Origin of the sequence: Acinetobacter vivianii (genome assembly GCF_014635885.1) — a bacterium.
Lineage (GTDB): Bacteria > Pseudomonadota > Gammaproteobacteria > Pseudomonadales > Moraxellaceae > Acinetobacter > Acinetobacter vivianii.
Genome location: NZ_BMDR01000004.1, coordinates 23189 through 46290 on the forward strand (window position 1 = coordinate 23189; position 23102 = coordinate 46290).

Annotated in this window: 18 protein-coding genes and 1 tRNA gene; 12 read left to right on the top strand and 7 right to left on the bottom strand. The window is 41.9% G+C overall.

From position 1 onward, the window contains the following. Positions 1 to 66: 66 nt before the first annotated feature. On the bottom strand, positions 67 to 1419 hold the full coding sequence (gene dnaQ, locus IEV36_RS09095) for a DNA polymerase III subunit epsilon (RefSeq protein ID WP_005258868.1): 1353 nt from the start codon (positions 1417 to 1419) through the stop codon (positions 67 to 69). Between the two features lie 330 nt (positions 1420 to 1749). Between dnaQ and IEV36_RS09100 the strand changes: the two genes are divergently transcribed. From IEV36_RS09100 to IEV36_RS09130, 7 genes are all read left to right on the top strand, one after another. Next, complete coding sequence (locus tag IEV36_RS09100; RefSeq protein WP_005258867.1) at positions 1750 to 5001, top strand: lytic transglycosylase; 3252 nt, start codon at positions 1750 to 1752, stop codon at positions 4999 to 5001. A 6-nt stretch (positions 5002 to 5007) separates the two neighbouring features. After that, positions 5008 to 6849 (top strand): extracellular solute-binding protein, encoded by a 1842-nt coding sequence (locus tag IEV36_RS09105; protein WP_032863951.1) that lies wholly within the window; start codon positions 5008 to 5010, stop codon positions 6847 to 6849. Positions 6850 to 7176: 327 nt separating this feature from the next. Beyond that, entirely contained in the window at positions 7177 to 8238 is a 1062-nt protein-coding gene (yejB, locus tag IEV36_RS09110) for a microcin C ABC transporter permease YejB (RefSeq protein WP_005258863.1), read from the top strand. After that, entirely contained in the window at positions 8238 to 9248 is a 1011-nt protein-coding gene (locus tag IEV36_RS09115) for an ABC transporter permease (RefSeq protein ID WP_032864090.1), read from the top strand. The genes yejB and IEV36_RS09115 overlap by 1 nt, the downstream gene beginning before the upstream one ends. Beyond that, positions 9226 to 10830 (top strand): dipeptide ABC transporter ATP-binding protein, encoded by a 1605-nt coding sequence (locus IEV36_RS09120; protein ID WP_005258849.1) that lies wholly within the window; start codon positions 9226 to 9228, stop codon positions 10828 to 10830. Before IEV36_RS09115 ends, IEV36_RS09120 begins: the two co-directional genes overlap by 23 nt. A 99-nt stretch (positions 10831 to 10929) precedes the next feature. Next, positions 10930 to 12174 (top strand): NADH:flavin oxidoreductase/NADH oxidase family protein, encoded by a 1245-nt coding sequence (locus tag IEV36_RS09125; RefSeq protein WP_005258846.1) that lies wholly within the window; start codon positions 10930 to 10932, stop codon positions 12172 to 12174. A 110-nt stretch (positions 12175 to 12284) separates the two neighbouring features. Further along, positions 12285 to 12830, top strand: coding sequence for a DUF2726 domain-containing protein (locus IEV36_RS09130; RefSeq protein ID WP_005258844.1), 546 nt, complete (start codon positions 12285 to 12287; stop codon positions 12828 to 12830). A gap of 69 nt (positions 12831 to 12899) precedes the next feature. Here the strand turns inward: IEV36_RS09130 and IEV36_RS09135 are convergent. From IEV36_RS09135 to pyrC, 3 genes are all read right to left on the bottom strand, one after another. Beyond that, positions 12900 to 12975 (bottom strand) — tRNA-Glu (locus IEV36_RS09135). A 19-nt stretch (positions 12976 to 12994) separates the two neighbouring features. After that, positions 12995 to 13660: a ribonuclease T gene (rnt, locus tag IEV36_RS09140; protein ID WP_004773731.1), complete on the bottom strand. Its 666-nt coding sequence runs from the start codon at positions 13658 to 13660 to the stop codon at positions 12995 to 12997. Continuing rightward, the gene (gene pyrC / locus IEV36_RS09145; protein WP_005258842.1) at positions 13645 to 14679 is read right to left on the bottom strand and encodes a dihydroorotase; all 1035 of its coding nucleotides are present in this window, start codon (positions 14677 to 14679) and stop codon (positions 13645 to 13647) included. The genes rnt and pyrC overlap by 16 nt, the downstream gene beginning before the upstream one ends. Before the next feature lie 162 nt (positions 14680 to 14841). Here pyrC and IEV36_RS09150 point away from each other — a divergent pair, with 162 nt between their 5' ends. Next, the gene (locus IEV36_RS09150; protein ID WP_005258840.1) at positions 14842 to 16113 is read left to right on the top strand and encodes a GGDEF domain-containing protein; all 1272 of its coding nucleotides are present in this window, start codon (positions 14842 to 14844) and stop codon (positions 16111 to 16113) included. Positions 16114 to 16173: 60 nt separating this feature from the next. Here the strand turns inward: IEV36_RS09150 and IEV36_RS09155 are convergent, their stop codons facing one another. After that, a complete protein-coding gene (locus IEV36_RS09155; protein WP_005258838.1) occupies positions 16174 to 17403 on the bottom strand; it encodes a L,D-transpeptidase family protein in 1230 nt (409 codons plus the stop codon). Between the two features lie 199 nt (positions 17404 to 17602). Here IEV36_RS09155 and hemE point away from each other — a divergent pair, with 199 nt between their 5' ends. The 4 genes from hemE (at position 17603) to IEV36_RS09175 (ending at position 22125) form a co-directional block, all read left to right on the top strand. Further along, the gene (gene hemE / locus IEV36_RS09160) at positions 17603 to 18676 is read left to right on the top strand and encodes a uroporphyrinogen decarboxylase (RefSeq protein WP_004773727.1); all 1074 of its coding nucleotides are present in this window, start codon (positions 17603 to 17605) and stop codon (positions 18674 to 18676) included. A gap of 44 nt (positions 18677 to 18720) precedes the next feature. After that, entirely contained in the window at positions 18721 to 19515 is a 795-nt protein-coding gene (locus tag IEV36_RS09165; protein WP_005258836.1) for a DUF817 family protein, read from the top strand. Positions 19516 to 19687: 172 nt separating this feature from the next. Next, positions 19688 to 20158 (top strand): DUF3015 family protein, encoded by a 471-nt coding sequence (locus tag IEV36_RS09170; RefSeq protein ID WP_004773725.1) that lies wholly within the window; start codon positions 19688 to 19690, stop codon positions 20156 to 20158. A gap of 86 nt (positions 20159 to 20244) precedes the next feature. Then, a complete protein-coding gene (locus IEV36_RS09175; RefSeq protein WP_005258834.1) occupies positions 20245 to 22125 on the top strand; it encodes an Lnb N-terminal periplasmic domain-containing protein in 1881 nt (626 codons plus the stop codon). A 36-nt stretch (positions 22126 to 22161) separates the two neighbouring features. Here IEV36_RS09175 and IEV36_RS09180 read toward each other — a convergent pair whose 3' ends face one another. Together IEV36_RS09180 and folE are read right to left on the bottom strand one after the other, a co-directional pair. After that, the gene (locus tag IEV36_RS09180; RefSeq protein WP_005258832.1) at positions 22162 to 22521 is read right to left on the bottom strand and encodes a cupin domain-containing protein; all 360 of its coding nucleotides are present in this window, start codon (positions 22519 to 22521) and stop codon (positions 22162 to 22164) included. Between the two features lie 14 nt (positions 22522 to 22535). Next, positions 22536 to 23084, bottom strand: a complete 549-nt coding sequence (gene folE / locus IEV36_RS09185) for a GTP cyclohydrolase I FolE (RefSeq protein ID WP_171062185.1) — start codon at positions 23082 to 23084, stop codon at positions 22536 to 22538. Positions 23085 to 23102: the final 18 nt, after the last annotated feature.

The following is a 23102-nucleotide window of genomic DNA, read 5'->3' on the forward strand; positions in this document are numbered from 1 at the left end:
CTTTAATAGTTAATATAACGTAAGTTTTAAAACTTGAAATACAAAAAATTACATTGAGCAGTAAATTTATTTTGCGAAAAGGCAAGGCTCTCCATGTTTTTGCTCGTATTGTTTGACCCAAGTCTCATGTTCATTTAATTCATGTTCCGAAGGTTCGATGATGGGTAAATCAACCTGCACACGTTGACGTGTTGTTTTATTCTGATTTTTTTCGCTCTGAGAGAGAGCATCCATATCAAAAGAGACTTGCCCACCTGTCATGGCAAGATAAACATCAGCCAGAATCTCGGCATCGAGTAATGCACCGTGGAAGGTACGATCTCGTGCCGGAATTTCATAACGGCGAACCAGCGCATCCAATGAGTTCTTCTGTCCCGGGTGCTTGTTCTTGGCAAGTGCTAGCGTATCGGTCACTTCACACACATCTGAGAGTGGCGGTAGGCCAACCCGTTTGAACTCGGTATCAAGGAAGTTCATATCGAAGGTTGCGTTATGTGCGATAATTTCAGCGCCTTTTAAATAGGCAAATAAAGTATCGGCAATCTCGGCGTATTTCGGTTTGTCCTTTAAAAAGTCATCGCTAATACCGTGGACATTTTCAGAGTCACCCACTGGTTTTTCTGGATTGATATAAATATGAATCGAGCTGCCCGTAAGTTTACGGTTGATCATCTCAATCGCACCGACCTCAATAATACGATCGCCATCCTGAAAGTAAAAACCTGTAGTCTCTGTATCTAGAATGAGCTGACGTGGGCCTTGCAGTTTTAATTTTGCTTCAGTCACAACAATGTGCGGATGTTGACTAGAAACAACGGGTGCTGGAGACGTTTCTTCTGTAGTCTCGATTTCATCAGCAACATTATTTTCAGTTTCTTCGATCATCTCAACATCATCCATGTCTTCATCCATATCTAAGCCAAAAGGATCATTTAAGAGCCAATCAGCTTCAGGCTTTTTTGTATCAGCGTTAGCCTGTGTTGTATTTTTTAATTGTTGAGCCGTTTGTTCTGCACCTAAATTTGCCAGGTGGTCAGCCATTTCATTACCTTCATGACCAGCATGACCTTTGATCCAGTTCCACTCAATGTTTCGGTTGGCACAGACGGCATCCAGTTTTTGCCATAAATCTGGATTTTTAACATCTTTCCAGTTTTTCTTTTTCCAGCCATGAATCCATTCGGTGATGCCTTGTTTTACATAGTTGGAATCTGTCCAGATAATGAGATGGGCATCTACAGGACAAAAGGAAACCCCTTCGATTGCTGCTTGCAGTTCCATGCGGTTATTGGTTGTTTGAGGTTCGCCGCCACAAAGTTTGTGCTCACCTTGTTCGGTAATGACGTACGCACCCCAACCACCGAGACCTGGGTTTCCTTTGCATGCGCCATCAACGTAAAGCGTGATTGTTTGTGACATATCTGAACCTGAACAATAAAATAAACAGCGTGAAAAATTTGAGTATTTAGAATCCGAAAAAGAAGGCCAATCTTCAATTACGAATTAAGCAAATCAACCAGAACCCAGATTTTTGCTTGAGTTCAGGTCATTTGAGAATTTTAGCATCCCCGTGCGCCAAGGGGTATTGTAAAGCCAAATTCTGTTTTTGAACGTTACAAAACTCATCTTTTTTAATTTCTTGTAACATTTCCATGCAAATCACGTTAAATTATTACCTTGTCTAAGTGACATGCTTTAATACAATGGCAAATCTAAAGTAAAACTAGCGTGAGTTGACTGGAAGTTTTTATGTATAAATCTGGCAAATTGGTGTGGCAAACATCTGCAACATCATTATTCAAAATCACTGTACTCACTTCTGCTCTAGCCGCGTTGGGAATTACCACGGGTTGTTCTTCAACACCTCAATCAGGAAAAACATCATCTTCTAAACAGGCGGGTTCGGGTTATCTGGATGCACGCAGTTTAGACTCACTGGAAGACTTACTTTCTGCTACCGATATGCGTGCGGTGGAAGGGGACCGTTTACTGGTGCTCAAACATGGTGATGTGTGGAAACGCATGACAGTCGGTTTCAAGATGGACTTGAATCATTGGGATTCCCGTATTGAAGCGCAACGTAGCTGGTTTATTTCACGTCAACCTTATTTAGACCGTTTGAGCGCCCGTGCCAGTCGTTATTTATATCACACAGTAAAAGAAGCAGAACGTCGCGGTATGCCGACCGAGCTGGCTTTACTTCCGATTATTGAAAGTTCTTACGATCCAGCTGCGACCAGTAGTGCTGCGGCTGCAGGTTTATGGCAGTTTATTCCAAGTACGGGACGTATTTATGGTTTGCAACAAACCAGCCTGTATGATGGTCGCCGTGATGTCGTAGAGTCAACCCGTGCCGCTTATGAGTTTTTTGGAAGCTTGTATAACCAGTTTGGTTCATGGGAACTTGCGCTTGCTGCCTATAATGCAGGCCCAGGTCGTATTCAGCAGGCGATTAACCGTAACCGTGCTGCGGGTCTACCAACTGATTACTGGTCATTAAAACTTCCACAAGAAACCATGAACTATGTGCCGCGTTTCTTGGCGGTTGCCCAAATTATTAAAAATCCAGGTGCTTATGGCGTGAGTTTACCGCCGATTGCCAACCGTCCTCACTTCCGTGAAGTAAGTTTATCGACACCACTTGAGTTAAACCAGATTGCTTCGATTACTGGTTTGAGCCGTGCTGAGCTGTATGCATTGAACCCGGGCTATCGTGGTGAAATGGTTGATCCACTCAGCCCGATGCGAATTTTAATTCCAGCGGATTTAAGTCCATCAATTGATGCCAAATTACGTTCTGGAAAATCAAGTTCAGGTGGTTTCTGGGCAAGCAACAAAACGCCACCACCAATGGCAAACAATTCGTCGAGTACATCAACCACCATTCGTACCACAACAAATACAGCGCAAACGGTGAGTCCATCGACCAAGACACCGCCGAATTTAACAGCAAGTAATACAACGCGTACCACGACACCAACGATCCCAAAGACTAAAGTGAATACGCCTAGAGGATCTGATGCGCTGGCTTCATTTGCAGCAGCGGCAGATGTTCCAAGTGCACCACGTATTCCAGTGGCAATTACACCTGCTACCAATATTAAACCTGTGAAAACAGAGCCACCTATTTCTGCGCAAGAGCGTGAGAAAATCACGGCTGCAATCAAGGAAGAAGGCAAAAAGGAAACTGTTGCTCAAGCTTTAGAGCCACAAGCAACCCAAGCTGAGCGTGATCAGGTCGTTGCAGAAATTAAGGCAATTGCACCGAAAGGTACCGAGATTGTCGATCCATTTGATGGCAAGATTAAACTGACTGCGATTCAAACCAGCCAGTCCGTGGCCGATGAGAAAGGTCAGGAAGTTAGCAAGGGCTTTGCTTATCCAAAAAATCTGGTTGAAGATAGTGCCACAGCAAATAGTGATGACGCTAAACGTAACCAAGGCAAGCCTTATATCAAGACAGATACCGATGTTGTCGTGACCGCGCCGAAGGGTAAACGCAGTACCTATGTGGTACAACCTGGAGATACCTTAGCGGTTATTGCTCAGAAAAATGGCGTGAACTGGCGCGATATCGCCCAGTGGAACCAGATTGATCCAAACGGAACTTTATTTGTTGGCGCAAGTTTGTATCTATACAATGCTAAACCACAAGCAGAAGCACCAAAAGCAGCTGAGAAACCTGAGAGCTATGTAGTGCAATCAGGTGATAGCTTAACCAATCTGGCTTCACGTTTTGATTTAAGCCTGAAGCAGCTCGCTGATTATAATAATCTGTCTGTGACCGATGGTTTATTCGTTGGGCAACGACTTACGCTGATTGAGCCTAAAAATAATTCACGTACGGCACAGCAAAGTACCCGTAATAATGAGACAAAAGCGGCCACAACATCTAAGGTTGCAACAAAATCTTATACGGTTAAACGTGGCGAATACTTGAAATTGATTGCTGATCGCTATGCATTGTCAAATCAGGAATTGGCTTCTTTAACTTCGGGCTTAACTGCGGGCAGTAGTCTATTTGTGGGACAAAAAATCAATGTTCCATTACATGAAGTTTCTCAAACAGAAGAAGCTGCTGAGCCTGCTAAAAATACCGTTAAATACGAAAATGTAACTGCATCGACCAGTTATAAAACTGAAAATTATACTGTGCAACGTGGTGATACTTTATCCAGTATTGCAACCAAGTCAAAGATCAGCTTGAGCGAGTTGGCTGAACTCAATAATTTGAAGTCAAATAGCGGTGTTCGTTTAGGTCAAAGCTTAAAAATTCCGGCAGGTTCAACAGTCCCTGATCAGTATGTGGTTCAGTCGGGTGATAGCCTGAATGCGATTGCTGCCAAGTACAATCTGCAATTGAGCTATGTTGCTGACCTGAATGGTCTGGAACGAACTGCGGGTGTACGGGTAGGTCAACGTTTGAAATTAATAGGCGATGTTCCTACAAAAACGGCGACCAGCAGCAATACAAAATCGAGAGAAGACAGCACGCCAGAAGTCTATACTGTGAAGTCAGGTGATACTTTAGGCAACATTGCAAACCGCTATAATTTACAGCTGGATTATGTGGCAGGCTTAAATGGCTTAACCCGTACCAGTAACGTGCGTATCGGTCAGCGTTTGAAATTGACAGGCGATGCACCTAAAGCTGAAACAGCAAGTGTCGATACAGCGCCTAAGGCCGCAGCACCAAGCCGTAATACCGAGCGCTATAGCGTAAAAGCAGGCGAGTCTCTGAATAGTATTGCCAATCGTTTTGGTATGTCGGGTCGTGAGTTGGCAGATTTAAATAATCTGAAAGCCAATGCCAGTTTGCAACGTGGACAAAATATCTTGGTTCCGAAAACCATTGCCGAGTATAAAGTTAAACGTGGCGATACGCTGATTGGTTTAGCAAGTCGTTATGGCATGGAAACCAATGCATTGGCAGAAATGAATGATTTAACCCCAAGCACTCAATTACGCATTGGTGATGTGATTAAAGTTCCTAGCTTGTAATTCAGCATGAATTCATTGCTTTGCACAAAAAGGCTTAGTCTATTGTATGGACTAAGCCTTTTTGCTCCGCTTTCATTTGCAGCCATGCAAACCACACCCTATTTAGCCATGCATGTGCAGCCTAAATATGCCCAGCTTAAAGCAATGCCTTATGCCAATCCCAGTGCACCCAAAGGTGGGATGTTGAGTCAATCTAGTCTGGGGACCTTCGATAATTTAAATAGCATGAATGGCAAGGGCAGTTCGACTGAAGGGGTGAATTATCTGTTTGATAGCCTGATGGATCGTTCGTTGGATGAACCGCGGGTGATGTACCCTTTACTGGCTGAACAGGTCAGTTATGATCCAGACCATTTGCAAACAGTGACCTTTCATTTAAATCCCAAAGCCCGTTTTAATAATGGTCAGCCTTTAACAGCAGAAGACGTCAAATTTACCTTTGATACCTATCAAACCAAAGCCAATCTCGGCTTTCAGATGTATTTGTCTGATCTGGCAAGAACGGAAGTGCTGTCTAGACATCAGGTTAAATTCATTTTTAAATCCAAAAATAATGTCGAGATGCCCCTGATCGTGGCGAGCTTACCGATCTATTCAAAACTGGACTGGAAAAATAAAGATTTTAGCCGTGTCACGTTGCAACCGATTGTGGGTTCTGGGCCTTATAGGGTAGAGCGTATTGATGCCGGACGCAGTATCACCTATAAACGCAGTCCGAACTATTGGGCCAAAGATTTACCTGTTAATAAGGGCCGTTATAATTTTGATCGGCTGAAATATGTATATTACCGAAATTTAGACGTTAGTTTTGAAGGCTTTAAATCACGGCAATTTAATTTATATGAAGAAAAAAATATCCGGAATTGGGTCACCTCCTATCATTTTCCAGCTGCGAAATCAGGCTTGGTCAAAAAATACAAAGCACGGTTAGCCACACCGCTTGATATTCAAAGTCTGGTATTTAATATCCGTCGCGCTCCATTAAATGACATTCGCTTACGTCAGGCATTGACCTATGCCTATGATTTTGAATGGCAGAATAAAGCTTTATTTTTTAATCAAAATCAGCGCTTACAAAGTTATTTTGATAATACCGATCTGGCTGCTAAAGGTCGCCCGAGTGCTGCTGAGTTAAACATACTCAAACCTTATTTGGCACAATTGAATCCGCTGATGCGACAAGGCGTATTGACTGATTGGCGCTATCCTGTTTCAGACGGTAGTGGCTTTAATCGAAACAATTTATTGATTGCGCAAAAGATTTTAAAAGATGCGGGTTATGTGATTCGTGATGGCAAATTATATGATCGCACAGGTAAAGCTATTCAAATCGAATTATTAATGCAGCAGGAAAATCCACAACGTGAGCTGATGCCTTTTGTGCGGAACCTGAAAAGATTGGGCATTCAGGTTAATCTTAGACAGGTCGATGTTCCTCAGTACATGGAACGGATTCGCCGTCAGGATTTTGATATGATGGTACTGAAATTGCCACAGACCTTAACACCTGGTAAAGAACAGGTCCAGTTTTGGGGAAGTGCAGCAGCAGATGAATCGGGTAACTATAACTATTCAGGTATTAAAAATCCTGTAATTGATCAAATGATCGAAAACATTGTTATGGCTAAAACACGTGAAGAAGTTGTGCTCTATACCCGTGTGCTTGATCGTCTGTTACGTGCGGGTTATTACCAGATTCTGACCTATGGAAAACCTGAACGCTGGTTTGCCTATTGGGATATTTATCAGCAGCCAGCAGTGAAGCCAAAGCTTTCTGTAGGATGGGAATATTGGTGGGTGGATGCAGATAAGGCGAAGAAACAGGAGCAGGCTATACAAAAGTATTAATTAGCATGGTTTTGACTAGCGTTTGGTGAAGTTGTTAGATTAATATTACGGAGTCTTCGAGTTCTCATCTTAATTTCAGGATAAGCTTTCAGCTGGAGTGACTTTGGTTTCGCCTAATAAGAAGCTACGCTTTGGAGGAAAGGCTTCTTGCGCTGCTATAATCGCAGCTCACCTCAAAACCTGTTTACTTATTGGACCTTTTTTATTATTTCGCAAAAACATGATCTTGTTTAAAACACGCAGGTTGTGGATGAGGTTTCCGCGTATTTTCTCTCAAGTTAGATTTTATAAAAACTTAGTAAATAAATTAATAAGGGTTCGATTTCAATGGTTCACTATATTCTAAAAAGAATGTTGTTGATGATCCCGACATTATTTTTCATTTTATTGATTAATTTCTTGATTGTGCAAATTGCTCCTGGCGGGCCAGTTGAACAGGCGATTCAGCAAATTCAAAATGCACAAGGTTTAGGCGCAGGAGCAAGCGGGCAGTCTAATCTCGCACAATATCAGGGTGCACGTGGTTTAAGCCCCGAAATGATTGAAAAAATCAAAGCCCAGTATGGTTTTGATCGGCCTGCAACAGAACGTTTCTGGCTGATGCTGAAAGGGTATATGCATCTGGATTTTGGTACCAGTTTTTTTAAAGATAAACCCGTCACGCAACTCTTATATGAAAAGCTACCTGTGACCTTGTCTTTGGGGGTGTGGAGTACTTTTCTGATCTATTTGATTGCCATTCCACTCGGCATTAAAAAAGCAAAAAATAATGGCTTGCTGTTTGATCAATCCACATCGTTATTATTGGCGGTCAGTTATGCCATTCCATCGTTTGTTTTTGCCATTTTATTGATCGTCTTTTTTGCGGGCGGCAGTTATTTGCAATGGTTTCCATTGCAAGGGCTGGTGTCTGAAAATTTCTCCCAGTTAAGCTTCTTGGCAAAAATCAAAGATTATCTGTGGCACATGTGTTTGCCGATTCTGAGTATGTTGCTTGGTAGCTTTGCCGCACGTACTTACCTGACAAAATATGCATTTGTAGAAGAGCTGAACAAGCCTTATGTATTAACAGCCCGAGCGAAAGGATTAAGTGAAAATCAGGTGCTGTATGGGCATGTATTTCGTAACGCGATTTTGATTGTGGTTGCTGCTTTGCCAGAAACGTTGGTGGGTATTTTCTTTGTCGGTAATTTATTTATCGAGATCATTTTTAATCTGGATGGGATTGGGTTATTAGGCTTTGAGGCGATTACCCAGCGTGATTATCCTGTTATTTTTGGCACCTTGTTTTTATTTACCTTGTTCGGAATGATTTTACGTTTACTGGGTGATTTGCTTTATCACCTCATTGATCCGCGGATTGATTTTGAATCAAGAGGTGAACAATGATGTCACCCTTAATGCAAGCGCGATTTGATCGTTTTCGGCAAAATAAGCTGGGTTTTCGCTGTTTAATCCTGTTCTTGATTATTTTTGTGCTGTCTTTGCTGGCGGAACTGATTGCCAATGATAAACCTTTGCTGGTGCGTTATGAGCAGTCTTTTTATTTTCCGATTCTGAAAGATTATCCAGAAACCGCATTTGGTGGGGAATTTGAAACGGCAACAGATTATCAAGACCCAGTGGTAAAGCAGTTGATACAGACGCATGGCTGGATGATTTCACCTCCTGTAGCTTTTTCTTATCAATCGCCGAATCTGTCTTTGGCTGTACCCGTTCCTTCTGCACCGAGCGCACAGAACTGGCTTGGCACGGATGATCAGGGGCGTGATGTATTTGCCCGAATCCTGTACGGTCTGCGGATTTCGCTATTATTTGGTTTTGCACTCACATTCTGTTCTGCTGTGGTCGGGATTATGGTCGGGGCGATACAAGGCTATTATGGTGGCTGGGTTGACTTGATTGGGCAGCGCATTCTGGAAGTGTGGGGTGGCTTACCGATGCTTTTCATTGTGATGATTCTGGTCAGTATGTTTAGCCCGAGTGTGTATTGGCTATTTGTGATCATGTTGCTTTTTGGCTGGACAGAACTGGTCGGCCTAGTACGTGCTGAATTTCTCCGTGCCCGTAATTTTGATTATGTTCGTGCGGCGCAAGCGTTAGGTGTAAGTCAGTATAAGATTATCTTTAAGCATATTTTACCCAATGCGATGAGTTCTAGTCTGTCGCAAATTCCTTTTATGCTGACGGCAAATATTATTGCTTTAACTGCACTTGATTTTCTGGGCTATGGCTTGCCACCTGATTCAGCTTCGCTCGGAGAGCTATTATTACAAGGGAAAAATAATCTGGATGCGCCGTGGCTGGTGTTGTCGGGCTTTTTTAGCTTGGCAATTGTTTTGTCTTTACTGATTTATATTGGGGAGGCGGCACGTGATGCATTTGATCCAAGACGATAAGTTGCCTCTAAATCAACCTTTACTCAAAGTACAGCAGCTCAGTATTTGTAATGGCGCTGAGAAGTTGCTTGAGGATGTCAGTTTTGATATTTATCCTGCCCAAACCGTTGCCATCGTGGGAGAAAGTGGTTCAGGTAAATCTATTACTGCGTTGGCATTGTTGGGGTTATTAGCTCAGACATTAAAGGTGACAGGTGCAGTTCAATTTCAAGATCAGGATGTACTGAAACTGAGTCAACTGCAGTTGCAGCAAATACGTGGCAAGAAAATTGCCATGATTTTTCAGGAACCGATGACAGCATTGAATCCTTTGCATACTGTAGAAAGAATGCTTGGGGAAAGCCTGATTTTACAAGGTTCTGCAAAAGCTGTGGTACGACAAAACACGTTGCGTTTGTTAGAAGATGTGGGCTTGCCTGAAGCAGAAAATCTTTTGAAGCGCTATCCACATGAATTGTCAGGCGGTCAACGTCAACGCGTTATGATTGCCATGACCTTGGCTTTAGAGCCAGATATTTTAATTGCTGATGAGCCGACGACTGCTTTAGATGTGGTGTTACAGGCACAGGTCTTGATGCTACTGCAAAAACTACAGCAACAACGACAGATGGCGATGATTTTAATTAGTCATGATCTCAATCTTGTTCAGCAATATGCAGATCATGTGGTGGTACTGAATCAGGGACGGCTAGAAGAGCAGGCAAGTAGCGCTGAAATTTTTAGCTGTCCTCAGAGCGTTTATACGCAAAATTTATTGAATCACGATTTTGGGCAAGCTTTGCTGCTACAACCCTCAGAACCATTGCTTGAACTTAAAAATGTCAGGGTCAAATATTCCGTCAAAAGAGGTTTATTTCCTCGGATCCAAGCCTATAAGATTGCTGCTGAATCAATTAGTTTTACTCTAATGCAAGGTGAGGCTTTGGGGATTGTTGGAGAAAGTGGTTCAGGCAAGTCCTCAATCGCCTTGGCAATTGCCCGTTTGATTGCGAGTGAAGGGGAAATCAGCTTTCAGGCACGAGATCTAAATCAGCTTAGCCAGAAACAGCTTCGACCGATTCGTAGTGAGCTTCAAATTGTATTCCAAGATCCTTTTAGCAGTTTAAATCCACGAATGACCGTTGAGCAGAGTATTGCCGAAGGACTTAAACGCCAAGCGATTTCCCAGCCACAATGCACTGCAAAAATTGACGAAGCCTTGCTCAAGGTTGAGTTATCTCCCGAGGATAAAGGCAAATATCCGCATCAGCTTTCAGGCGGGCAACGGCAACGGGTTGCATTAGCACGAGCTTTGGTGGTGCAGCCGAAACTGATTATTCTGGATGAACCCACCTCTGCGCTGGATCGATCTACCCAGCTTGCAATCATTCAATTGTTACGACGTTTGCAACAGCAAGAACAAATTAGTTATCTGTTCATTAGTCATGACTTGCAAGTCATTAAAGCCTTATGTCAAAAAGTGCTGGTGATGCATGAAGGGAAAGCCTTGGAATATCAGGCAACCGAGACTTTATTTGCCCAGCCCCAGACTGAATATACTCGTCAGTTGATTGAGGCCAGTGGATATCCTCATTGTAAATAAACTGACATGTGATATTGTCAATTTTTCGGAACAGCTATTGACACCACTAATAATCGGATTAAATTAGAGCAAACACTCTAATTGCAGCAGAGGATGGCCATGAGTCAGATTGCAGACAGTATTCAGATACGTAATACCACATTTAAAAATCGCATCATTAAAGGGGCAATGAGTGAAGCGCTTGCCAATGATGCAGGGCAACCGAATGATTTGCTGATTGGTTTATATGAAGCTTGGGCGAAAGGTGGTTTAGGTTGTGCCGTTACAGGTAATGTGATGGTGAATATTGGCGCCAAAAATGAACCGGGTGTGGTGGCAATTGAAACTGAGCGTGATCTGGAGAAGTTAAAGCAATGGGCTGCTGTGGGTAAAAAACACGGTATGGTGCAATTGATCCAGTTGTCACATCCCGGTCGCCAATGTCCCAAAGGTTTAAATAAAGAAACGGTTGCGCCTTCGGCTGTACCTTTTAGTCCTGTACTGGCAACCATGTTTGGAACGCCACGTGAGCTGACGCATGATGAAATTCTGGATATTATCCAGCGTTTTGCGATCGCTGCTGCTGTTTGTGAAAAGGCAGGTTTTGAAGGGGTACAATTTCATGGTGCACATGGTTATTTAATCAGCCAGTTTTTATCACCATTAACCAATAAACGTACTGATCAGTGGGGCGGTTCAATCGAGAACCGTATGCGTTTCTTGCTGGAAATTTATAAAGCAGTACGTGCAGCGACCTCTGAAAATTTCATCATTTCGGTTAAATTAAATTCGGCTGATTTTCAGCGTGGTGGCATTACTGAAGAAGATGTCATTACTGTATTTAAAGCGATTGATGCAGCAGGTATCGATATTATTGAAATTTCAGGCGGTACCTATGAAGCACCTGCGATGGCAGGTGCAAAAGCAGAAAAGCGTAAAGCCAGTACCATTGCCCGCGAAGCCTATTTCTTGGAATTTGCCGAAAAGATTCGTCAGCATGTGTCATGTAAATTGATGGTGACAGGTGGTTTTCGTACAGTCGAAGGAATGAATGCAGCTTTGGCCAGCGGTGCTTGTGATTTTATTGGAATTGCGCGTCCTTTAGCGGTAGAACCAGATTTGCCAGAGCGTTTAATTGCAGGGCATGATGTTCGTTATGCGGTAAATCAGATTAAAACAGGGATTCCATTTGTTGATAAAATGGCAATCATGGAAATCATCTGGTATGCAGCGCAATTTAAGGCGATTGGGCAAGGTAAAAAACCGAATCCAAAACTATCACCGTTATTGGTCTTCTTGAATTATGCGAAAGGCAATATCAAAGCGGTGGTGAAAGGCCGAGTCAATTCGCGTAAGTCAGCGTAATATTTTCTAGGACTCTTCGGAGTCCTTTTTATTTTTAATCAATAACGTCGTAGTAGAATTCTTTTAATAATTACATTTAGAATGTTCTTTTTATTGAAGGGGAGATATTTATGACGTGGATCATTATTTTAATTGTTGTGTTTACAATTTTGGCTTTAGTTTTAGGGAATGTGAAGAAAGAAAAGAAAGGTGGAGCGCGTAATCCGATTAAGGGTAAACGTATTCTAACAATGAACGAACAACCCACTTTCTTCAGATTAAGAGAAGCATTACCAGAGCATATTATTTTGGCGCAGGTTTCATTTAGTGCATTTATGACAGCTCAGGGCTACGCCACTAGGAATTTATTTAACCGTAAAGTTGCTGATTTTGTTGTATTGGATAAACAATTCAATATTGTCGCTATTGTTGAGCTTGATGACTCATCTCATAAAGGGAAAGAAGATAAAGATGCGGATAGAGATAGTTTAATCATTGAAGCAGGACATCGGATCATTCGCTATCCAAGAACACCTGATATAGATCAAGTCAAAAAAGATTTTGGAATAACTTCTATAGAAACCACAATAATTGAATCTGAAGTACCAGAGAAGACTGTTCTCGTCTCAGAGGCTTTTGTTTTTGAAACTGAATCAAATGAACAAAAAGTACTTTGATCGTTATAGGAAATATTTTAATTAAATAAAAAAGCCACTGTCTAAATAATGCAGTGGCTTTTTTGAATTTGGCGTCCCTACGGGGATTCGAACCCCGGTTACCGCCGTGAAAGGGCGATGTCCTAGGCCTCTAGACGATAGGGACTTCTTGAGGTGGGTGTATATTAGGGGTCTGTCACCAAAGTGTCAAGAAGGTGAGGAGACAGTTTGTTCAAAATATAGCAAAACAGTTCAGCAGTCTTCTGTGTATCGTACAACGCAGAGTGTGCTTCTTTGCCATCAAACTCGATTCCAGCCTGAATACAGGCACGCGCCAACACCGTTTGCCCGAACATCACCGCACTCAGCGTCACAGTATCAAAGACTGAAAAGCTATGGAACGGATTCTGGTTCTTTGTTCCAGAGCGTGCAATTGCAGCTTGAAGGAAACCTAAATCAAAGTGCGCATTGTGTCCCACCAAGACCGCATGGGTACATTGTTGGGCTTTTCGGACTTCATTTAAAGATTTGAAAATACGGCGTAAAGCAGTACGTTCATCTTCAGCCATGGCAATACGCATCGGGTTAGAAGGATCAATGCCAATAAAATCGAGCGAGCGTCGATCTAGATTGGCACCTTCGAATGGGTTGATATGCGCTTGGAATGATGGGCCTGGTACAAATTGACCGTTTTCATCATAGACAATTGGAATACACGCGATTTCAAGCAGTGCATCGGTTTGTGAGTTAAAACCTGCTGTTTCGACATCGACGACAACAGGTAAAAATCCACGAAAACGCTGGCCAATCACAGGAGCTTTGTTTTCTTCTTGTGTCACACTTTTCTCCATTGCAGTGTTTTGCCTGCATGAAGTGGAATAATTTTTTGATCTTCAAGATAATCAAAAGACTCGGCAACCGTATTTTCTTCTTTCACTAAGGTGATTGTTGAAGTATTACGTGGTAAACCATAGAAGTCAGCACCAAAGATGCTGGCAAAACCTTCCAGACGTTCTAGCTTACCGACTTGGTCAAATGCCTGTGCATAAAGCTCAATGGCATTTGGTGCGCTATAGCAGCCTGCACATCCACATGCATTCTCTTTGGCATTTTGCGCATGTGGTGCGCTGTCTGTGCCAAGGAAGAATTTTGGATTACCGCTGGTCGCCACTTCTAATAACGTCGTTTGATGGGTTTGACGTTTTAAAATCGGCAAACAGTAGAAATGCGGCTTAACACCACCAACCAACATGTCATTACGGTTAAACAGTAAATGTTGAGGGGTAATTGTTGCAGCAACATTACGATCCTGCTCAAGCACAAAATTAGCCGCGTCGCTTGTTGTAATATGTTCTAGCACGACTTTTAATTGAGGGAATTGCTTGAGGAGCGGTGACAGGACTTCATCCAGAAATCTTTTTTCACGATCAAAGATATCGACGTGATTATGAGTCACTTCGCCATGAAGCAATAAAGGAACCTGATGTTCCTCAAGTTGTTCAATAACGCCATATACCTTACGGATATCACTTACGCCATTATCCGAGTTGGTGGTTGCACCAGCAGGATAAAGCTTAATTGCATTAACGAACTCAGATTCTTTAATTTTACGAACTTCATCTGGAGAGGTATGGTCAGTAAAATAAAGCACCATGCGCGGATCAAAATTCAGACCTTCAGGAACATGCGCCAGAATACGTTCGCGATAAGCTAACGCTTCTTCGACAGTTTTAACAGGTGGAACAAGATTCGGCATACAAATTGCGCGTGCAAATTGTTTGGCTAAATCAGGGACAGTGCGTTTTAAAGCTAAACCATCACGCAGGTGTGCGTGCCAATCATCGGGTTGCAAGAGTGTAAGAGTATTCAAGGTCTACTTCAAACTTAAAAATAATACAAATAATAATGCATAAACCGTGAAAATGGTAACTACAATTACGGATAAGTGGTTAAGCAAAGCACATGACAAAATGAGAAATTGTGTTATTTTTATGCGGCACAAGAATAGTGCATTATAAAAAGAGTATTCGGGATGGATAACCAATATGATCTTGATCAATTACGGAGGTCAAAAGAAGATCTAGAGCAGCTTGTTGCCCAGCATATCCAGTCCAAAAATGCCCATCAAACCCTACCTCAAGCACTGGAAAATGAATTCTGGAAGTTTAATGTCGACCGAACGCGAATTAATGCGATTCAGTTTTTCGGACAGGGTGTCATTACCTATACTATTTTTGTGCTGTTGATATTACCTTCTAATTTTATTGTGATTCGAAACAGCGAAAATTTTGTTCTGGATTTTATTTATAGCATCCTGAGCCTGATTGTGGTGGGGGCTGCGCTTTTCCTGTTTTGGGCAGTGTCCCGTTTTAAACAAGTTAATTCCTTATTTTATCCAGCCGTCTGTGTCATTGTGTTTTTTACAATTGTATTGACCTCATTACTCATGATGAGTGTGTCGAATGTCGTCTTACAAAATCAGGCTATGGTACTGGTAGCATTTCTATATATGCTGGGTTTTATCCTGAGTGGCATTCGACCTGTACATATGTTGTGGATTGGCTCTTTCGCAGCAATATCGATTCTTGGATTTTTACTTCTATTTCATATTCCCTGTGATTTTCTCATGATCGGGCGGACATTGATTGGAAGTTTATTATTAGGTTTTTCAATTAGTGTCATGCTGACCTCCAAAGAAAGAAAAATATTCATCAAGTCAAAAATATCGGAAATTGATGAGCAGATTCTCCGTCTTCAGGCTTCCGAATTATTACATTTAAGTCAGCATGATGAATTGACCAATGTGTCAAACCGCCGTACTTTTGAAGAAATGTGTACCTATCATTATCAGCAAGCGTGTAAAGAACATAAGCCTTTGTCTGTGCTGTTTATCGATATTGATTATTTTAAAAACTATAATGATTTCTATGGTCACCAAATGGGGGATCAGGTCATTGCTGAAATTGCAAAAACCATAAAAAGCTCAATTCGACATATGGATTTTGTGGCACGTTACGGGGGCGAAGAATTTGTGGTTCTACTTCCTGAAACGTCAGCTCAAGGCGCTTATGCGGTGGCAACCAATATCTACCGCGCGATTGACCGTTTAATGATCCCACATCACAAATCGACAGTTTCTCATTATGTGACCATTAGTCTGGGCATTACCGTGTTTAATGGTAATGCCAAAATCAGTCAGGAAATGCTGATTCATACGGCCGATAAAGCTTTATATCGTGCTAAGCAACTGGGACGTAACCAGATTTACTATCAGCCATTACCAACGTTAGAAGAAAATATTTAAGCAATAAAAAACCCGAATATCAGAATCGATATTCGGGTTTTTGTTTAGAACAATTTTAAATTATTCCAAGAATTTTACAGTCACGCCTGAACGTACTTTCGCGCCCAAGTCGTTAGCATCCCAGTTAGTCAAACGGATACAACCGTGTGATGCTGTTTTAGAGATTAAAGATGGATTTGGCGTACCATGAATACCAAATGATTTTTTGCTTAAACCGATCCAGATATTACCGACTGGTGCATTTGGACCTGGTGGTAAAGAAAGTGGTTTAAGGTTTTTACCTTGTACAAAGTTTGATGGAGAGTAGCTATACCAAGGGTTTTTCGCTACACCCACTACTTTATAGGTACCTGCTGGAGAAGGCGTATCAGTACTGCCAATTGTTGCAGGAAATGAGGCAATCATCTGGTTATTGCTGTTGAATAAATACAGTTGACGTGCGCCTTTGTGTGCCACGATCAAGTGAATATCTTCAGGTAAATCATTGCGTACATTGGCTACAATAATTTTTTCACCAGGTTTTTTGAAGGTTGCCGTCGGATTCAGTTTCTTTAAGAAAGCCTCATCCATATGGAATTTTTCACCCAGCATTTCTGTAACACGGGTGTAGTACAAACCTTTCATTTTTGCTTGTAAGGCATAGTCTGATGGGATTGAATCCGCATAAGGGCCTTTAAAGTCAGCATCAGTCAGCGTGTATTCTACATAAGCTGGCTTAGTTTGCTTGGCAACGAGGGCATCCCATGTTTCTTTAGTCAACTGACCAGTTGGGGTAATACCGTTCATTTGCTGGAATGACGCAATCGCTTTTAAGGTATTTTTACCATTTGAACCATCAATAGCACCAGGTGAGGCATGTGCATTGTTTAACATCACATGTGCACGTGCATAAGCTGGTAGTTGTCCTTTCGGTAAACCTTCAGGCCATTCAGCATTATTCATGCTGTCCAGCGTCCATGAAACTTTAGCTGTAGGAGCAACAGTCTTTGAGGTCGTTGAGTCAGATGTATTTTCTAATTTTTGCGATACAACCGAAGCAGCGCCAGTATTCACTTGAGGCTCAGATGCAGCTTGAGCGGCCACACTCGAAGCGGGTTGAGCTGCAACACTTGAGGCAGGCTGGGCAGTAACACTTGAAGCTGGACGCTCGATAGCCAGAGGATCAATCGGATCTTGTACGGAGCCAGCGATTTTTTTTGGATTTAATGGTTGCTCAGTTGTTGGAGCAGCGAAAGCAACATTAGCAAGAATACAACTTAAACTCATAGCGAGTAATGAGCGAACAAACATGTAATTCAACCTTATGAATTATTCATATTGAGATATAAGATATTGCAAGTATTACAGAAAATGAGCGCGCTTGCAGTAGCAGTTTTGTGTCAAAGCGAAAATTTATTTTAAGTCATGAATTTTGTATGGAATTCGAATTATAAATTCCAGCCTAACTTTGTTATCATGCGCTTTATATGAAAAAATTTAGAGATTGGTAATGACAACGTTGAAAAATGATCGTTTTTTACGAGCTTTATTACGTGAACCTGTAGACACCACGCCAGTATGGATGATGCGTCAAGCAGGGCGTTATTTACCAGAATATCGGGAAACGCGTGCACAGGCAGGTGATTTCCTCTCTTTATGCAAAAATACCGAATTTGCTTGTGAAGTAACGTTGCAGCCTCTACGCCGTTATGAGCTAGATGCAGCAATTTTATTCTCGGATATTTTAACTGTTCCTGATGCTTTGGGTTTAGGTCTGTATTTTGAAACTGGTGAAGGCCCAAAGTTTCATAAAACAGTACGTACCGAACAAGATGTCGCAAATCTGCCGAAATTAAATGCCAAGTCAGATTTAGCTTATGTGATGAATGCAGTATCGACCATTCGTTCAGCTTTAAATGGGCAAGTGCCATTAATCGGTTTTTCTGGCAGCCCTTGGACTTTAGCGACTTATATGATTGAAGGTGGTTCAAGTAAAGAGTTTCGTTTCACCAAAAATATGATGTATGCACAGCCAGAAGTGTTGCATGCGTTATTGGATCATCTTGCAGATTCAGTGATTGACTATCTCAATGCTCAGATTGATGCGGGTGCTCAGGCGATCCAGATTTTTGATAGCTGGGGCGGTGCGCTGGCGCATAGAGAATATGTTGAGTTCTCATTGAATTATATGACCAAAATCATTGCTGGATTGCAAAGAGAAAAAGATGGTCGCCGTATTCCGATTATTGTCTTTACCAAAGGTGGCGGACAGTGGTTAGAAAATATGCTGACTACGGGTGCAGATGCATTTGGTTTAGACTGGACTACACCGCTCTATACCGCACGTGATGTTATTGCAGGACGTGCTGCCTTACAGGGTAACCTAGATCCAGCCGTACTTTATGGTTCAGCTGCTTCGATTGAGAAATCGGTCAAAGCCATGCTGGATGATGCCTATGCCAATGGTGAGAAAACAGGTTATATCGCTAACTTGGGTCATGGTATTACCCAGTGGGTCGATCCAGCACAACCGAAAATTTTTGTGGATACCGTCCATGAATACAGCGCGAAATATTTAGGCTGATATTTAACAGACACTTCAACGTTAAACACGCTAGGATCAGTTTCGTGCAGTTTATTGTATTACCACTCAGTTTTATCACTAAGGCAGCTTCGGCTGCCTTATTTGGGTTATTGTTGCTGATCGCATTTGCAGTCACTGCACCCATGGGAAGTCATGAGTACTGGGGCTTCTTCCGTTATGATTATTTGCTGTTTTATGCCCTAGTCATTCAGGTTTGTCTGGTTTATTTAAAGTTAGAATCATGGGCAGAAGCGAAGGTTATTGCCTTATTTCATATCATGGCAATGGGCATGGAGATATTCCTGACCCATCCTGCGATTGCATCTTGGCAATATCCGCAACCAGCCATTTTTAAATTATGGACTGTGCCACTCTTTGCTGGATTTATGTATTCAGCCGTGGGCAGTTTTTTCGCTCGGTCATTACGGCTTTATCAAGTCTCTTTTGAATATTTACCGCAATTTGGCAATATGCTGTGTTTGGCGGTTTTATCTTATTTAAACTTTATGACCAAGTTTTTTATCCCAGATATTCGGGTGGCTTTATTTATATGGAGTGTTGTGATTTTCTGGAAGACCAAACTTTATTTTCAGTTGCAACAATATCGTTTTAAAGTGCCGATGTTACCGATTTTACTGTTGTTGGCATTCCTGATCTGGATTGCTGAAAACATTAGTACTTTCTATCAAATCTGGCTCTATCCAAGTCAGGTAGATGCATGGCATATGGTGGGCTGGGGCAAATTAGGTTCTTGGTATCTATTATTATTACTGAGTCTGGTTTTGGTATTAAAGATTCTTGGTACACGAGATAAACATGGGATATGGCACTTAAATTAAAGTTGTCGAGAGAATGGGGCTTTTGCCCCTGATATAAATATTTCAGATATATTTAAAAATTTATTTGCTAAAACAAGTCAAGCTGGTTATTTTAATTCCTGTGTAAGAAGAATTACACAACACAATAGTGATAACAAATAGTTAAAAATAATTGATACTGGAGATCGTTCCTATGTTAAAGAAAATTGCATTAGCTGCATTGTTAGCCGCTGGTTCAACTGTAGCAATGGCTGATAATGATGTGGGTTGTGGTGTGGGTACACAAGTTTGGGCGGGTAAAAAAGGTGTTGCACCTAAAATTCTTGCTGCAACAACCAATGGTATCTTTACCAACCAGTTACTCGGTATTACCTTCGGTACTTTAGGCTGCCGTCAGGGTGGAACAGTCACAGCTCAAGTGGTGACATTTACCAATGAAAATGCTGAAGCTTTAGCGCGTGATATGGCTGTTGGTCAAGGCGAAAGCTTAAATGTTCTTGCTGAATTAATGCAAATTAAAGCCAATGATAAAGCACGTTTCTTTGCTGTATCTAAAGCCAATTTTGCAGAAATTTACTCAAGCAAAAATACAAATTCACTTCAAGTTCTAGACGCTTTACAAGGTGTGATGGCAAAAGACGCTGTGCTTAAAGCATACGTTTAATTTGTTGCATGATAAAACCCTGTCTTGATGGCAGGGTTTTCTTATAGCTATTTTCCTTATACTTAAATAAAAATATTTGCTGCTGAATGAAATTAATTACTTTTGCAATAGCGTCTTTGATGTGCCATTTTGCACATGCCTCGGTTGAATCTGATTTACAGCAATATTTAGACCTTGCTCAACAAAAACAATTAGACCAGCAAATTACATGGCAACGCTTGATGTATGCTGACCAAAAGCAAAACAGTGAAGTCAGCTATGCAGGTTACTTTTATGCCAAAGATGGCAAAACGAATTTAAAAAGCGAATTACAAGCAGATATTAAAGCCTTATTTCTGGAAGCTGCCGATAATCAATCGATACGGTGTAAATTCCCTGCACGCAGTCGCTGGTTGATGCAGCAGTTGAATATTGAGTCGACACAACTTTCTCAAGCCAATTGTACTGAGTTTGAGGACTGGATTAACCAGATCAAGCCGTATAAGGCCACCTTGATTTATGCCACTGACTTTATGGGCAATCCGAGTTCCATGTTTGGGCATACTTTATTGCGTCTAGACCCTAAAGATCAGAAACAGCTTAATCTGGTCTCGTATGCAGTCAATTACGCTGCAACGGTGAAAGGGGATGATAACTGGTCTTATGCATGGAAAGGCTTAACTGGACAGTATCCTGGTGAATATTCATTGATGCCGTACTACCGTAAGGTCAAAGAATATGGCGATTTTGAAAGCCGTGATCTGTGGGAATATGAGCTGAATTTAACCCCTGAAGAAACCCGTTTTCTGGTCGAGCATATCTGGGAAATGCAGCATGTGAGTTTTCCTTATTATTTCGTCAGTGATAACTGTGCTTACCGCTTGCTCGGCCTGATTGATCTGGTACGTCCGAATTTAAACTTAAAACAGCAGTTTAATTATGCTGCCATTCCAATTGAAACCTTGAAGGCTGTTGACCAACAGAATCTGGTTAAAGAAGTGGTCTATCGTCCTGCACTGGAAACCCAATTACTTGCTCAAGCTAAGCAGCATGGCACGCCTTTAGCTAAAGTTGCACATCAAGTTGCGTTTACTGAGATTAATCAAGCTGAACCTGTTTTAAAAAATTACAGTCCGTCTGAGCAGGCTAAAATTCTTGAAATGGCCTACGACGATTTATATCTGCAATATATTAGCCATCAGGTCGATGCAGATTTTGCTCAGCCACAATTACGCCAATTACTGGCTCAGCGTAGCCAGATAGAAGTGCCTAAACAGCGTCAGGAACCAGCCCGTCCGAGAAAGCAGCCTGTAGAAGGGCATCATGCGCGTAACGTGTCGGTAAATGTGGGTGAAGTACAAGGGCAGAAGTTTATTGAGCTGGGTCACCGTCAGGCTTATCATGATCTGATCGATCCCCAAGGTGGCTATCGTACTGGCACGCAATTACTGTTTCTGGATGGAAGCCTGCAATATCGTGATGACAAGCTTAAACTTGAGCATTTAGATCTCTTATCTGTCAATTCATATAACCCGATTCAACCTTTTAAATCACCATTAACGTGGGGCTTTAATCTCGGCTGGAAACAGGAAAGTACTGAGAAAGGCCAGTTTAGTGAAGACCAACAACATGGCGTGATGAATTTAAATATGCAGGTGGGTTATAGTCTGGCGGATTATGATCGTCGACATTTATGCTATGCCCAATTACAAAGTCATATTCAAGGTGGAAAGGATTTGGATAAAGGTTGGCGTGTTGGCGCTGGGCCTACAGTGGGGTGCATGAATGTATGGTCAGATAATATCAACAGTGTTGTACAGGTAGAATTGCCGTATTGGCAAGATTTAAACCAGTGGAATCTGAGAGTGGGCACACAACTGCAATATAGTTTAAGTGCAAATGATGCTGTGCGTTTGAATTGGGATTTCGAACAGCAAGATCATAAAGACTGGAATAAATTCGGCTTGGGATATGTACGGTTTTTTTAAAGAGGCTAAAGCTTTGATCAGTGCATTTCGCAGTGATCAGATTTCTACAATCACGTAGTATTTTTTGACGGTTTCCACCACTTCAAATGTTCCCACAAATGCAGGTGGGATAATGCCTGCTTGGCCAGCAGTCACTTCAATAAAGGAATTGGTTTTTGCATCATGGATGCGGACAATGCCTTCAATGATCTGAAAGAATTCTTGCTTGTTATCAGCAAATTGAATATTCCATGCACCGACTTCACACTGCCAGATGCCACAGTCCATCTGCGGATGTTCATACAAGCTATAAGTGAGCCGTTCAGGATTACCCTGAACCAGACGATCTGGTCGAGGGTAATCAACGCTGGCTTCATTTTTTAAATGACCGAAACCTGCTAACTGAATGGATGACATATGCAGTACTCGTATTAATAGCTTTCTGGCACAGCGCTCAAGAACTCGCGACGCGTATCTTTATCTGTTTTAAAGTCACCGATAAAAGAAACCGTACGAGTGGTTGATTCTTGCTTACCCACACCACGCATCATCATGCACATATGTGCAGAGTCAATCACAACTGCAACACCACGTGCCTGAGTTACCTGTGCAACTGCTTCAGCAATCTGCTGGGTCAGGTTCTCTTGAACTTGAAGTCGACGCGCAAACATTTCAGTAATACGAGCAAATTTTGATAGACCCAGTACCTGACCCTCAGGTAAATAGGCGATATGCACGCGGCCATAAAATGGCAATAAATGGTGTTCGCAAAGCGAATAAAATTCGATGTTTTTAACCAATACCATTTCATGGTTATCGGAAGGGAAGAGTGCGCTATTCGTAACTTCTTCAAGCGTTTTGCTATAACCAGAAGTTAAAAAAGAAAAAGCTTTCGCCGCACGCATCGGTGTATCTTGTAAGCCCGGGCGATTTAGGTCTTCGCCAACGGCAGTTAAGATATTTGCGTACGATTGCTGCATAGACATAACAATGTTCAC

Coding starts and splice junctions, on each gene's coding strand:
- dnaQ (WP_005258868.1), bottom strand. CDS start 1,419: ATGTCACAAACAATCACGCTTTACGTTGATGGCGCATGCAAAGGAAAC.
- IEV36_RS09100 (WP_005258867.1), top strand. CDS start 1,750: ATGTATAAATCTGGCAAATTGGTGTGGCAAACATCTGCAACATCATTA.
- IEV36_RS09105 (WP_032863951.1), top strand. CDS start 5,008: ATGAATTCATTGCTTTGCACAAAAAGGCTTAGTCTATTGTATGGACTA.
- yejB (WP_005258863.1), top strand. CDS start 7,177: ATGGTTCACTATATTCTAAAAAGAATGTTGTTGATGATCCCGACATTA.
- IEV36_RS09115 (WP_032864090.1), top strand. CDS start 8,238: ATGTCACCCTTAATGCAAGCGCGATTTGATCGTTTTCGGCAAAATAAG.
- IEV36_RS09120 (WP_005258849.1), top strand. CDS start 9,226: ATGCATTTGATCCAAGACGATAAGTTGCCTCTAAATCAACCTTTACTC.
- IEV36_RS09125 (WP_005258846.1), top strand. CDS start 10,930: ATGAGTCAGATTGCAGACAGTATTCAGATACGTAATACCACATTTAAA.
- IEV36_RS09130 (WP_005258844.1), top strand. CDS start 12,285: ATGACGTGGATCATTATTTTAATTGTTGTGTTTACAATTTTGGCTTTA.
- rnt (WP_004773731.1), bottom strand. CDS start 13,660: ATGGAGAAAAGTGTGACACAAGAAGAAAACAAAGCTCCTGTGATTGGC.
- IEV36_RS09150 (WP_005258840.1), top strand. CDS start 14,842: ATGGATAACCAATATGATCTTGATCAATTACGGAGGTCAAAAGAAGAT.
- IEV36_RS09155 (WP_005258838.1), bottom strand. CDS start 17,403: ATGTTTGTTCGCTCATTACTCGCTATGAGTTTAAGTTGTATTCTTGCT.
- hemE (WP_004773727.1), top strand. CDS start 17,603: ATGACAACGTTGAAAAATGATCGTTTTTTACGAGCTTTATTACGTGAA.
- IEV36_RS09170 (WP_004773725.1), top strand. CDS start 19,688: ATGTTAAAGAAAATTGCATTAGCTGCATTGTTAGCCGCTGGTTCAACT.
- IEV36_RS09175 (WP_005258834.1), top strand. CDS start 20,245: ATGAAATTAATTACTTTTGCAATAGCGTCTTTGATGTGCCATTTTGCA.
- IEV36_RS09180 (WP_005258832.1), bottom strand. CDS start 22,521: ATGTCATCCATTCAGTTAGCAGGTTTCGGTCATTTAAAAAATGAAGCC.
- folE (WP_171062185.1), bottom strand. CDS start 23,084: ATGCAGCAATCGTACGCAAATATCTTAACTGCCGTTGGCGAAGACCTA.